This is a genomic window from Anaerococcus murdochii (assembly GCF_019957155.1).
GTDB classification, from domain to species: Bacteria; Bacillota; Clostridia; order Tissierellales; family Peptoniphilaceae; genus Anaerococcus; species Anaerococcus murdochii.
Genome location: NZ_JAIPME010000002.1, coordinates 577,912 through 592,258, shown reverse-complemented (window position 1 = coordinate 592,258; position 14,347 = coordinate 577,912). Strand labels below are relative to the sequence as shown.

7 protein-coding genes are annotated in these 14,347 nt (G+C 39.1%); 5 read left to right on the top strand and 2 right to left on the bottom strand.

Annotated features, from left to right (window positions below):
* Positions 1-73 precede the first annotated feature (73 nt).
* Positions 74-5,797, bottom strand: coding sequence for a G5 domain-containing protein (locus K8P03_RS03145; RefSeq protein ID WP_223418235.1), 5,724 nt, complete (start codon positions 5,795-5,797; stop codon positions 74-76).
* A gap of 316 nt (positions 5,798-6,113) precedes the next feature.
* Between K8P03_RS03145 and K8P03_RS03140 the strand changes: the two genes are divergently transcribed.
* The gene (locus tag K8P03_RS03140; protein WP_223418234.1) at positions 6,114-6,590 is read left to right on the top strand and encodes a pyridoxamine 5'-phosphate oxidase family protein; all 477 of its coding nucleotides are present in this window, start codon (positions 6,114-6,116) and stop codon (positions 6,588-6,590) included.
* A gap of 45 nt (positions 6,591-6,635) precedes the next feature.
* Here the strand turns inward: K8P03_RS03140 and pepF are convergent, their stop codons facing one another.
* Positions 6,636-8,435, bottom strand: coding sequence for an oligoendopeptidase F (pepF, locus tag K8P03_RS03135; RefSeq protein WP_223418233.1), 1,800 nt, complete (start codon positions 8,433-8,435; stop codon positions 6,636-6,638).
* A gap of 518 nt (positions 8,436-8,953) precedes the next feature.
* Here pepF and K8P03_RS03130 point away from each other — a divergent pair.
* The 4 genes from K8P03_RS03130 (at position 8,954) to K8P03_RS03115 (ending at position 14,327) form a co-directional block, all read left to right on the top strand.
* Positions 8,954-10,186: an aminopeptidase gene (locus K8P03_RS03130; RefSeq protein ID WP_223418231.1), complete on the top strand. Its 1,233-nt coding sequence runs from the start codon at positions 8,954-8,956 to the stop codon at positions 10,184-10,186.
* Positions 10,187-10,517: 331 nt separating this feature from the next.
* The gene (locus tag K8P03_RS03125; RefSeq protein ID WP_223418229.1) at positions 10,518-11,024 is read left to right on the top strand and encodes an NADH-quinone oxidoreductase subunit NuoE family protein; all 507 of its coding nucleotides are present in this window, start codon (positions 10,518-10,520) and stop codon (positions 11,022-11,024) included.
* Positions 11,008-12,582 (top strand): NADH-ubiquinone oxidoreductase-F iron-sulfur binding region domain-containing protein, encoded by a 1,575-nt coding sequence (locus K8P03_RS03120; protein WP_223418227.1) that lies wholly within the window; start codon positions 11,008-11,010, stop codon positions 12,580-12,582. The genes K8P03_RS03125 and K8P03_RS03120 overlap by 17 nt, the downstream gene beginning before the upstream one ends.
* Positions 12,583-12,590: 8 nt before the next feature.
* Complete coding sequence (locus tag K8P03_RS03115) at positions 12,591-14,327, top strand: NADH-dependent [FeFe] hydrogenase, group A6 (RefSeq protein ID WP_223418226.1); 1,737 nt, start codon at positions 12,591-12,593, stop codon at positions 14,325-14,327.
* Positions 14,328-14,347 lie beyond the last annotated feature (20 nt).

Below are 14,347 nucleotides of genomic sequence, written 5' to 3'. Positions count from 1 at the left end.
AACAAAAATCAAGTTAATCTTAGATAAAAAAAGAGAGCATTTTTGCTCTCTCTTTTATCTATTAAATCAGATTTTATTCATCTTCTTTTTTCTTTTTCTTTGTTGCAAGAAGTCCCGCTATAGAAATGCCCATGCTTGTGAATATAGGAGCAACTGATCCTATACCGGTCTTTGGATTGGTTGATTTGGCATTTCCTAAAACTGCTTGTTCTTTTGTTTTCTTAGACATCTCATCAGAGACATTTTCTTTGTTCTCTTCTCTAACTTTTCCATCCTCACTAGGATTTTCTATTGGACCTTCTGGTGTCTTCGGAGTTTCCTTGTCTGGTGTTTTTCCTGGCTCAGCCGGAGTCTCACCTGGTTTTCCTGGTGTACCTGGCTCGCTTGGCTTATCCTCGTTTGGTTTTTCATCGCCTGGTTTTTCAGGTTTTTCTGGAGTTTCCTCTGGAGTACTTGGCTCATCTGGTGTTTCTTCTGGTATTCCTGGTTTATTTGGATTAGGTTTATCTCCACCTGGTTTACTTGGATTGTCCTTATCTCCTGGGTTTGGAGTTGGAGCCTTGCATAGGGTACCGATTTTAACAATCTTCTTAACAGGATTTTTTGTTATTTTTTCTGTTCTTGAGTTTTCCACTTCCTTGCTATTTTCTATAGTAATAGTAGTTTCCTTCTTACCAAGCTCTCCTTCTTGAGTAACCTTTGTTTCTCCAGCTGCCATAGTATCGTCAGGAACAAATTCAACTTCATAAGGAATATCAGTTTCAACAGTTACTTTTCCTTCAGTCTTAGAACCATACTCATACTTAGCAGGAGTTGCTTCAGTTCTAGTAACCTTTGTTTCAAGCTTTCCTGTTTCCTTGTTGAAGAAGGTTATAATAGTTACTGTTCCTGGAGTTCCGTCAGAAATTTTCTTAGTTTCTCCGGCCTTTAAATCTGGATTGTGAGTGTAAGATGTGTCAAATGGAATAGCTTCTGTCTTAACAACTGGTTTTGTACCAATTTTAACTTTTCTATCCTCTTTTTCAGTGATAGTTGTAGTTTCTTCAGAAGTTTCTCCAGTACCGTCAGTAATTTTTGTAGTAATAGTTACTTTTTCTTTACCGACTCTGCCTTCGCTTTCTACTTTTTCACTTCCTGCATCCATAGTATCGTCATAGATATATTTAGTTTCAAAAGGTATTTCTCTATCTACGGTTTTTACTGTTGAGCTTTCCGCAACTTTGGTACCTATACGAACAATATGGTTTTTAGGTTGAGAGTTTATTTTTTCGTTTAGTTGCTTTGGATCTCCATTTGGCTGACCGTTCTTAATATCTTGTTCATAATAAGTTGTCTTAGATCCAGCTTGGCCTTTTTGATCAACTACTTTTTCACCTTTAGCAAGATTTGGATCTTCTTTGATGACTACTTCAAATGGAAGTGGACAAGTTTTTTCATACTTGTAAGTTCCTGTAAAGTCTTTGGTACCTACAATAATCTTTTGGGTAGCTTCTGTGACTTTTTCTTCTTCAGTAGTTGTCACTTCCCCTGTCTTTGGATCGTATTTGTTGACAGTCTTTATTTCTACCTTGCCCTTAGTTAGTTCGCCAACCTTGACTACACCCTTGTCTAAATTTTTGTCGTAAACATATTCAACTTTAACATTTACATCTTTGTCATAGTCTTTATTATTTTCAGCCGGTTTTGTACCAACTTTAATTACTTGTTGAGTAGGATCTGTTGTTGATGTTACTTCAGATTGAAGCTTACCATCAGCTTCGCCGTTTTTAACTGCTTGAGTGTATTTTGTTGTCTTGGATCCGGTTTTTCCTTTTGTAACTACTTCGCTTGTGCCGGCTATCATAGTTGGATCTTCAACGATTTTTACATCATAAGGAATTTCCTCTGTCACTTCGTGGCTAACATTTCCTGTAAAGTCTTTCTTTCCAACTCTTATTTTTGCATTAACGGGCTTTTCTTCATTAGTTACACTTGCAGAACCTTCAACTACTTCTGAATTTTTTATAGTCCATTCAGTTGTTTTTGAGCCTTCTTTTCCTTCTACATCAATGACATATTCTCCAGCCTTTAAGTTAGAATCGTATTCGATTTCATACTTATACGGAAGTTTTTCTGTATAAGAGTGTTTACCATCTGTCATAGTACCTACTCTTATAATTTGGTTTTTAACTTTTTTGGTTTGTTCAGAAACCGGATCATCGCTACTTTCAACTACTCCATTCACTAAATGTTTCTTGGTTTTAGTAACTGTTTCACCATTTTCTCCAGGTTGATCAATTGCTTTTTCTCCAGCTTTAAGAGTATTATCAAAAACTATTTCTGTTTCATAAGGATCGATATTCTTAACTACTTCTTCATATTCTCCGGTAAAGTCTTTAGTTCCAAAGGTTACCTTTCTCTTTCCTGGAATTACTTCAATCTTTTCAGTAGTTTCAATTTTTCCTGTTTCAGGATTATATTCATTAACAACTTTTGTTATAACCTTGCCCGGTACCAAAGCTTCAATGTTACGATAGCCTTTTGGTTTTGTATTGTCGTAAACATATTCTACTTCAACACCAACTTCACGTTCATAGGTCTTCTCGTTATTTGCCGGTTTTGTACCTATTTCTATAATTTCTTCTTGTGGAGCAACGTATTTGTCAGCTACTTCTTTTTCTGTAAATTGTGTACCTTCTTTTAACTCACCATTAAAGATTTCTCCACTATATTCAAAGGTCTTAGAACCTGCAACGCCTTTTTGCTTAACATTGGATTTGCCTGCTTCAAGTTCTGGATTTTCTTTAATTATAACTTTATATGGCACTTCTTTAGTCACTGTGTTTGTCACAGTTCCTGTGTAGTCTTTTTGACCAACTTTAATTACAGCGTCTACTGGTTCAGTTTTATCAATTTTTGGATCGCCAACTTTTTCTGAATTGACAATAGTCCAAGTCTTTGTATTTTCTCCTTCTTTACCGGGTGTAACAATCTTGTAGTTTTCTGTTGCATCCGGATAGTTTTTGTAGAAGTCAGGGTCGAATTCTACCTTGTATCCAAATGGAATCTTGTCTGTATCGACGATTTGACCTTGAGTCTTGGTACCGATTTTGATCTTTTTATTCTTAGCCTCTTTAGTAACATTTTTATTTACAGTAATTGTTCCGTCTTCATTTCTTGTTGTGGTAATGGTCACTTCGCCTTTTTCACCATCATTTACAAGTTCGGTTTTTCCTGCTTCTAGGTTGTTATCAACTTCATATTCTGTATCAAATGGGATTTCTACTTTAGTTGAAGCCGGCTTTGTACCAATTTTTATGATTCTTTTTGTAGGTTCTTTTACCGTTTCAACTACAATTTTGCTTTCGCCTTCTTTAAAAGTTCCATCTTGTTGGAAAATACCTTTTTTGCCATTTAGGGTATCTTGGACGAAAGTTATCTTTAGTTCTCCCTTTTGACCAGCTTGTGTTTCTTTGAAGTAGCCTTCCGGCAGACTTTCATCATATTCGACTTCTGTTTCAAAAGGTATTGGCGAAGTTGTCGTTTCATTGGTTAAAGTCTTGTGTTGCTTTGTGGCAATAAATTGAGCTTTGATTTCTTCAGTTTTTTCTTTCCCTGTCGTTTGGTCAGTATATTTTACTTTAACAGGAACAGTCAGTTTTTCGCCACCATTGATTTCCTTACCATCAGGAAGCTTTGCCGGAAGAGTTGCTGTTACAGTACCTGTTGTTTGGTCAATAGATACCTTCCAAACATTGCCCTTGTTATCCTTAAAGGTATCACCAATCAGCTCGTAGGACTCTGGTTGGTTTTTCTTTAAGTCCTCTTCGCTTTTTGTAATGATTGGCTTATTGACTAAGGTATTTCCTTGTGGTCCTACCTCTGCCAGGTATTCCGGTCTATTGTTGTTTGTTTCTTGGACAACAAAGTGGAACCAGTGGGTGTCTGTAGATCCATTTGTGTAAGTGTATTCAACAGGTAGGGCTAAGAAATCACCGGCCTTGGCTTGTTTTGGAGCTCTTATTGTAAACTTGGAAATATTGTCAGACTTACCAACAACCGTCCAACGCTTGTCTGCGTAATCGTCGCTTGTGATAAATTCCTTATAATCAACTCCCAAATCATCAGCTATTTGTTTGTTGGCTATATCAAGAAATTCTCCTTTTAGTTTGCCTGATGCTTCTCCACGACTATAAGCGCCGTCCATCTCTGCACCAGTTTTTTGAGTTCCACCAGTTTCTGCCGGTTCTTTTATCTCGACACTAAAGTCTTCACCGGGAAACACCTTTGTAGAAGTATGTTCATCAAGTTTATTACCCTCTTGATCTTTAAAGTCTTGATCATAGTAGCGTGTGTCATCAAGGTTTAGCTTAAGCTTACCGATTAAGTTGTAGTGGTCGTAGCGGTCGATGCCTTGCTTATCTATGGTTACATCGGTTCCTTTGTGGTTGATGGTTTCTGATCCTGCGCCTGTCCCTACATAGGTACCTGTTTCACCATTTTTGCCCGGTGTTTCAGCTATGGTTTTAAATTCTCCAGCAGTTCTTGGTCTAGCAAAGAATTTAACATCCAGGTTTTGAATGCCTTTGTAGTCTTTTGTGTTAAAAATTGAATCTTCATTTACTACATACTTACCATCTGCATTTTTCTTAAGGGCACCTTCCGGCATTTGGATATGGATGCTGCCATCATCAGCTATATAGGCCCTTGCTCCCGGTACAACAGCACCTGTAATCGGGTTATAGACTTGACCTACCAGTCGATCCTTGGCGTTTGCGTCAATATTGTCTACCTTAACACCGGTATTGATGTCTTGGCCCTTGACAAATACTTTTTCATTGTATTCGCCATTTAGCTTCATTAATTGAAGCTTGTCATTTTCATTTGGCCATGGGTTGACCTTGTAGGTTATGGCGAAGCTTTCGTCGAAATACTTTTTTTGCGGATTATCTTTAGTGTAGTTATCCTTCATACCAATAACAGTGGTGTCATTGTCCTTGCTGTTGATATGCTTTAGGGTTTCTTCACTTGCTTCGTAGTTATATAATTTTTGTCTTTTTCCTGATATATCACCATCTTCATCTGGCTTGTAAGTAACATCAGGAGAATCAGGAGTAAGTTTTTCTCCCTCTCCCATCATTGGCTTATCCCCTGCCTTTACAGGAACAAGGCCGGAATCTGTTACAACAATTTTAGTATAGGTTCTTTGGCCGGTTTTCTTATCGATAGAAATTACATAACCATATTCCGTCTTGCTTGGGGAAGTTGGTGATGGGTTTAAGGTATCAAATTTGAAACCGTCTTTTGCTACTCCCTTATCGGTAACAACATTTTCGACTATTGTAGATCCTGGTGTAAGGTCAGTTTCCTTATAACGTTCGCTGTCACTATAGTCTTTGATGTTCTTTTCTTCATCAGTATAGTTTGGCTCATTAGTTGAAATTTCTCCCGCCTTTAGAGCCTCTGTTTGCTTTTCTCCTGATGTTTTAAGAATGTCGGCTTCAGCTGGGGTATCCTCTTTATTTGTATTTATAGCCTCTACTTGAGGTCTAGCTGCTTGGTCGTCTTTGCTAGTTTCCTCTGTGGCTTTTTCATCTTGGATTTCGTCTTCTGCAGGAGAATCAGTATTTCCTTCACTTGGAGGAGGGGTTGTTACTTTATTCTCAGAAATTGTCTCAGTAATCCCTTGACCGTCGTTTGGTAGGCTTACATTTTCAGTTTGAGTCTGTGCTTGCTCATTAGCCTCAGCTACATTTGCTCCTGCTAGGACAAAGGATGCGGATAGGGCTATGGCAAGGAGATTTTGTTTCTTGTTCATATTTTCCCTTTCTTCGTTTTATTTTGATTTTAAATTTATCTAACAAAACAGTGTCTACAAAACACATTGTGTTAGGTTTATCATACTTAATTTTAAAAAATATTTCAAGTCAAAAGTGGCTTAAATACAAGTGTTTGAGAGATTTCTCCCTATATTCATCAACTCTTTATCATGATAGCAAATTTCGTTTTATTTATAGTTTTTTAAATTTAGTAAAAAAACAAATGTAAATGGATATTGTTGCATTTTGTTGGGATTTCTCTTATTACTAAGAATTAAAGTATAATCCTAGTAAATATATTTCATGGAGGATTAGATGTTTAGAAAAATTAGAAAAGTAAAAAATGAATTGAGTCCAGAAAGAACAGGGGAAGTCCTTCATAAGGCTGCAAGGGGAGTCCTTTCTCTCCATGGAGATGACGGTTATCCTTATGGTTTGCCTTTAAATTACGTCTATGATGAGGAAAACCAGGCACTTTATTTTCACGGCACCAAGACTGGTTACAAGATTGACTGTATTAAAAAAGATCCTAAGGCTTGTTTTACTGCCATCCTAGAAGAAGGGATTTCAGAAGACGGCTGGTCAAAAAACACAGCATCAGTCGTAGCCTACGGCCTAGTTGAAGAAATAGAAGACCAAGAATTTGCCAGAGAAGCAATGATAAACTTAGCCAAAAAATATTACCCAAATATGGAATTAGTCGATGAAAATATGGCGGCTGGCTTTAAAAATACAAAGATGTTGGCTTTTCACATTGCCTATATGACTGGAAAAAAAGTGAACGAAAGATAGGTTATCTTAGATGAAAAAAACCTCCCAAATTCGGGAGGTTTTTGCTTACTTATACATATTTAGTTTTTTCAAAAGCCCATCAATTTCATCAACGATTTGGCCGATAAAGTCTATTGCGTCTTCTATTGGTTTTGTTGTTGTCATGTCGACACCAGCGGCTTTGGCTAAATCTATTGGTCCCATAGATCCGCCTAGTTTTAGGACTTCTAGCCATTGTTTTCTGTCTTCTTCAGTGCCATGGACTATTTTTTCTGAGATGGCTGTGCCGATTGTTAGGCCTGCTTGGTAGGTGAAGGAATAAAGTCCCATGTAGTAGTGTGGTTGTCTCATCCAGGTGAGTTCTGATCCCTCATTTAAGATTACAGAATCGCCCCAGAATTTTTCTAGTTTTTCTTTGAAAATAGCGTTAAAGTCTGCAGCTGAGAGGCTTTCGCCCTTTTCTACACGTCTATAAACTTCTCTTTGGAAGGCTGCTTCGAGGTAGTGGGTTACGAAGTTGTGGTAGTAGGTCTTGCCAATCATGGTTGATAGGACCCAAAGTTTTTCCCTGTCGTCTTTTGCATTTTTAAGGAGATATCTTTCCATGGTGATTTCGTTGGCTGTTGATGGAGCTTCGACGAAGTACATGGACATATCGCATGATAGGGCGTTTTGGTTGGCATTTGAAAGGATTCCTTGGCCGGCGTGGCCTAGTTCGTGGGCAAGGGTCATAACTTGGCTCATTGAGTTGTTATAAGTGGTCATGATAAATGGGTGGGATGGGTAAGGAGATGAGCAGAAAGCACCTGTTCTCTTGCCGATATTTTGAGAATAATCTATCCACCTATCTTCAAAGGCCTTTTTCATGTAGCCGATATATTCTTCGCCAAGTGGTGAAAGGCCGTCAACTATATAGTCTCTCGCTTCTTCTATAGAAACTTGTGGTTCATATTCTGGGTCTATGGCAAGTTTTAAATCTGCATAGGTCATCTTGTCTAGGCCGTAGTGGTTTTTGATAATATTTGCATATTTTCTCATAATTGGAGCAAGTTTTTCCATAATTATGTCAATATGGTTTTCGTAAACATCAAAGTCCACGTCTTGGCGGGCTAGAAGATAGTGAAATACTGATTCATAGCCACGAAGGTCTGCCATTATCTTTTCGTTTTGGATAAGGTTGTTATAAACTGAAGCGTCAGCGTTTTGGTAAGCTCCTAAAACCTTGTGATAATCAGCAAAGGCCCTTCTTCTTAATTCTGTGTCGGTTTCGCCTTCGAGGTATTCTTCGAAAGTGTTGTGGTTAAGGACGACCTCCTCGCCATTGTGGTCGATGTTTTCAAACTTCATATCCCCATATCTCATGTCGTTGTAATTTGTATATGGAGCATCAAAGGTTGGGGCAAGGGCAGCAAGGGCTGCTTCTGTTTTCTCATCTAAGAGATATTTGGCAGTTTCCTTTACTCTTTTTAGGTAATAAGCGTAGTCTGGATGATTTTCTATAACTTCATCCAAGATTTTGCCGTCAACTTTGACAAGGGCAGAATCATAGAAAGAAAGTTTTGCAAAAATCTTAGAAACTTCGCTTCCAAATTTGGCATCTCTTTTTGCCATAGCATCGTCTGTGGCATCTGTTTCCTTAGAAATTCCAGAAAAAGTACCAAGACCGTCTGTAAGGGAAATTATATCAGAATAAGCCTCAAGAGAATTATAAACATCCTCGCTAGTCTCAAGAACTGAATATTTTTCCTTAAAAGCATCAGCCATTCCAGCTAATTTTTCAAGATCAGCATAAAAAGCTTCATCAGAAGTGTAAAGGTCTTCGATGGCCCAAGTTTCCTTAGGGTCAACATCACATCTTTTTTTCATTTTTTCTCCTCTCATAAAAAATAATTTTTAATTCGTTTTAACTATTAACTATTATATCACTTTGTTCGCTTAGATAAAGATTTTAGTCTTAAGTAAAAAAACTTATCTATTATAAGTAAAAAAATAATGTTATTGAAATTCCACCCTAAATAAGTATAATAATATTAACCATGAATTCCAGAGATATTGCATGGTCTCAACCAAAAAAAGACGAGCCCGCTTTGCTCGTCTTTTTTATTTATGCTAATTATCATCATTGATTTTGCTATCTAGCCATTTGCAAACATAGTAACCAACTACACTTGCTGCGATAGACAAAATGAATTCCAAAAATTCTCGCATGCTCTCACCTCCCTTCCATGCTAAAAGGGCTGATGATAAATGCTTCATTATACTCCATTATTTATCTTTCTTCGATATTGATGTTTTGAAAGAATTATTAAATCTATATTTTAAGAATGATATGAAATTTTTATAAAAGGTATAATATATAAAACTATTTATATAAGGGAGGAAATATGCAAAAAAGAATAGAAAATTTTGCCAGGCTTGCTGTTGAGTTTGGTGTTAATGTGCAAAGTGGGGAGGATGTTTTAATTTCATCTCCTGTGGAATCGCCTGAACTTGCTCGTCTTATGGCTAAGGCTGCTTATGAAAAAGGAGCTCGTGCTGTTTCTGTAAATTGGGTTGACGATGCCCTTACTAGGTTTGCCTACGAATACGAAAGCCAGGAAACACTTAACGAAGTTCCTGACTGGGTTGTGGAAAAATCTCGCTATCAGATTGCTGAAAAGAGGTCAAACAGGATTTCTATTGTTTCTGATGATCCAGATTTACTCAAAGGCCTTGATGAGGCTAAGATTTCTGAGGCTGTCAAGGCTCGTTCCCTAAAATTAAAGGACTTTGTAAAATACACCATGAATGACATTGTCTCTTGGCTTGTGATTTCAGTTCCTTCTGTAAAATGGGCAGAAAAAGTATTCCCAGACCTTAAGGGCGAGGCTGCTTGCGATAAGCTTTGGGAAGTTATCCTTGATGTGTGCAGGGTTTCCGAATCTTGGGAAGAAACTAAGAAAAATTGGGAAGACCACATTAAGACACTTGATGATAAGGCTGACTTTTTAAATAGCCACCAATTTGACTATGTCCATTACAAATCAACTAATGGTACAGATCTTAAGGTGAAATTACCAAAAAATCACATTTGGATGTCTGCAGGATCTAAGAATGCAAAGGGTGACAGGTTTATTCCAAATATGCCAACTGAGGAAGTCTTCACAGCTCCACAATATGATGGCGTTGACGGCAGGCTTGTAGCAACTAAACCTCTTGTTTACAATGGTGTGGTTATAAATCACTTTGAATTTACCTTCAAAGATGGCAAGGTAATTGATTTTGAAGCCAAAGAAGGCAAGGACACCCTAGCAAAAATGCTTGAATCTGACGAGGGCTCAAAAAACCTTGGAGAAATCGCACTAGTGCCTTATGATAGTCCAATTTCAAATTCAAATATTCTATTTTACAATACACTTTTTGACGAGAATGCTTCCTGCCACTTTGCCCTAGGCAAGGCTTACCCAACCTGTGTTGAAGGCGGAGCTGACCTTGACGATAGCGAAGTAAATTCAGTAGGCCTAAATGATTCCCTAATCCACGAAGATTTCATGGTTGGCGATAAGGACCTTGAAATAATAGGCTATAAAGATGGCCAAGCTTTCCCAATTTTTAAGGACGGCAACTGGGCATTTTAAGTAAATTTTAATTTGAAGAGACTTGGAAGATGTTTTTCAAGTCTTTTTTTGTTGTTATATTGAAAACGATTTTAATAATTATTATCAATCGTTAAACAATAATGAACTTAGGTGTTGAAATTGTTTTCATATTCTGATATTATGAAATTATAGAATATTAATAAGGAAGGTAATCTTTTTCAACGAACGCTCCTTTTCGTCGCGTTCTTATGAAAAAATTACATAAGGTTCTTCAACAATTTATACTTCGTGCTTTGCACTTGTATATATTGTGAAGACCATAAAAATTTTGCCTTCAAAATTTTTATTACCATTAATAGGAGGTTAAGCTATGAGTTTTTGTTTTAAGAAAGATCAGGAAAAGTTTGATCAATTTGTAGAATTCTTGGATGCTAACAAGGACAAAAAGGGCGCTGTTATGCCGATTTTGCAGAAGGCACAGGAAATTTTTTCCTACATACCGGAAGAAATTGTGGACCTCATGGCCCTAAGAATGGGTGTTCACTCTTCAGAAATCTACGGCGTGGCAAGTTTTTATTCCCAATTCTCCTTTATTCCAAAGGGAGAACACGAGATTTGCGTTTGCTTGGGCACAGCTTGCTATGTCAAAGGTTCTGATAAAATCCTTTCTAACCTTGAAAATGAGCTTGGAATCAAAGTTGGAGAGACTACAGCTGATGGCAAGATTAGCCTTGCCGAGGCTAGGTGCATAGGCGAATGCGGAATAGCACCTGTTTTAAGTATTGATTCATCAAAAAATATCGGCAATGTGACTAAGGGCATGGCAGCTGATATCATCAAGGAAGTTTTGGAGGAAAAAGATGAAGTCGAGGCTTGAAAATATCAAAAAGGATGGATTTGCCAAGCTTATTTCTAGGCTTGATCCAGAAAATTATTACATAGACGGCGAAGATATCAGGCTTAAGGGCGAATTTTATCAAAAACAAACCAGGCTTGTTTTGAGAAACTGCGGCATAATTGACCCTGGATCAATAGAAGAATACATAGGCCGTGACGGATATTTTGCCCTAGAAAAGGCCATTTACGACATGACCAGGGAAGAAATTATAAAGGTCGTCACAGACTCAGGCCTTAGGGGCAGGGGCGGAGCAGGTTTTCCGGCTGGTCGCAAGTGGGAAACTGCCTTTAAACAAGATGTCGATACGAAATACATAATTTGTAACGCTGACGAGGGCGACCCAGGTGCCTTTATGGATAGGTCAGTTCTTGAAAATGACCCTCATTCAGTCCTTGAGGCCATGGCGATTTGTGCCAGAGCTGTTGGTGCAAACCAAGGTTTTATCTACGTTAGGGCCGAATATCCAAAGGCAGTCAAGGCCTTAAGGCACGCCATAGAAGACGCTAAGAAATACAATTTGCTTGGGGAAAATATCCTAGGATCAGATTTTTCCTTCGATATTGACCTAAGGCTTGGAGCTGGAGCCTTTGTTTGTGGCGAGGGTACAGCCCTTATGGAATCAATCGAGGGCAAGCGTGGCCAGCCAAGAAACAAGGAATTTAGGACAACAGTCAAGGGTCTTTGGGGAAAACCTACTGTAATTAATAATGTTGAAACTTTGGCAAATGTGGCCCAAATTATCCTAAAAGGAGCGGATTATTTTAGGGCCTACGGTACAGAAAAATCCCCAGGAACCAAGGTCTTTGCCCTAGTTGGAAAGGTCAAACATTCTGGCCTTGTAGAAGTGCCAATGGGCACATCTATTAATACAATTGTCTACGACATAGGCAAGGGCATCCAAAATGACAAGGAAGCCAAGGCCGTCCAAACCGGTGGCCCATCAGGCGGTTGCATACCAAAATCACTTTTTGACACAGGTTGCGATTTCGAATCCCTAAAGGAAATTGGCTCTATAATGGGATCTGGCGGCATGGTTGTCATGGACGAAGACGACTGCATGGTGGATGTGGCGAGATTTTTCCTAGAATTTTCTGTGGATGAATCTTGCGGCAAGTGCACACCTTGTAGGATTGGAAATAAAAGGCTCCTTGAAATGCTTGATTTAATCGTAACAGGAAAGGCCGGCGAGGAAACACTTTTTAAACTCAAAGAGCTGTCAGAAATTGTCTCTGAAACCAGCCTTTGCGGTCTGGGCCAAGCTTCGCCAAACCCAGTCCTTTCAACAATGAACTATTTTTATGACGAATACCTAGCCCATGTTGGCAATGTCAAAACCTGCCCTGCAAAAAGGTGCAAAGATTTGCTTTCCTACGAGATTACAGACACCTGTATCGGCTGTACCAAGTGTGCCAAGGCGTGTCCTGTTGGGGCGGTATTTGGCAAGGCCAGGGAAATCCACCACATCGACAAAAAAGTCTGCATCAAGTGCGGTACTTGCATGGATAACTGCCCAGTTAAGGCCATAGTTTTATGCTAGGAGGAGACATGATAAAATTAAAAATAAATGACACAGAAATAGAAGTCAGGGAAAAAACTACCCTTTTATCAGCCGCCAAGGCTTTAAATATCAATATTCTTACCCTTTGTCACATGGACCTATCTGGCATTAATTTTGTAAATAAACTCGCATCTTGCAGGGTTTGCCTGGTAGAAGATGTGAATAAGGGAAATCTCATCCCAGCCTGCGCCACCTTTGCCAAGGATGGGATGGAAATTAGGACCGATAGCCAAAGGGTAATCAGGGCCAGGCGTGCTGTCGTGGAATTAATCCTCTCAGACCATCCGACTGATTGCCTTAAATGTGCGAAAAATCTCGACTGTCAGCTTCAAAAGTTAGCTGCAGACTTAAATATTAGGGAAATAAAATATCCAGGTGAAAAGAGAAATCTACCAATAGACGATTCGTCTTATTCTCTTGTAAGAGATCCGAATAAGTGCATACTTTGTAGGCGCTGCGAGACCATGTGCAATGAAGTCCAGACTGTGGGAGCCCTTGCTGAAATCGGACGTGGTTTTATGACCCATGTCGGTTCGACTTTTAATAGACCAATGTTTGATACAACCTGCACCTTCTGCGGCCAGTGCCTGGCTGTTTGCCCAACTGGAGCTCTGACTGAAAAATCAAATGTATCAGAAGTTTGGAATATCCTCCACAGGAAAAACCATGAAGACCTTGTAATTGTCCAGGTTGCCCCAGCTGTGAGGGTGGCTTTGGGCGAAGAATTCGGCCTAGAACCAGGAACTGAAGTTACAGGTCAGATGGTGACAGCCCTTAGAAATCTCGGTTTTGACAGGGTTTTTGATACAAACTTTGCAGCAGACCTCACAATTATGGAAGAAGCCCACGAATTTATAGAAAGACTTGGGGAGGGCAAGCCAATTCTCACTTCATGTTGCCCAGGTTGGGTAAATTTCATGGAACACCAATTTTCTGACTTAATTGATATTCCATCAACCTGCAAGTCTCCACACGAGATGTTTGGGGCCATTGCCAAGTCCTATTATGCAGAAAAAATCGGTATGGATCCTGCAAAGATAACCGTTGTTTCAGTCATGCCTTGCATAGCCAAAAAATATGAGGCTAAAAGGGATGAACTCAACGAAGAAGGCTTCTCCGATGTTGATATAGTCATCACAACAAGGGAGCTTGCCTCAATGATCAAAGAAGCGGGCATAGATCTTGCCAATACCGATAAATCCGACTTTGACAATCCTTTGGGCGAATCTACAGGCGGCGGCACAATTTTTGGTGCAAGCGGTGGTGTAATCGAAGCCACAATCAGGACGGCCTATGACACCCTCACAGGAGCTAGCCTTGATAAGGTCGAATACGAGGAATTAAGGGGCCTTAGGGGAGTTAAAAAGGCGGTTGTGAATATAAATGGCAAGGAAATTCACATTGGCGTTGTAAACGGCCTTGGAAATACCAGAAAAATCCTAGAAAAAATCCGCTCTGGCGAAGAAAAACTCGACGCCATAGAGGTAATGGCTTGTCCTGGAGGTTGTGTAGGTGGCGGTGGCCAACCTTACCACAAGGGAGACCTAACAATCCTAAAGAAAAGAGCAGAGGGCCTTTATTCCATAGATAAGGAAAAAACCTACAGAAAATCTTACGAAAATCCTTCAATCAAAAAACTCTACGAGGAATATTTGGGAGAACCGGGTAGCGGGCGTGCCCACGAACTACTCCACACCTCCTATAAGGAAAGGCCAAGATATTAATACAAAGGGATCTTCCTTAA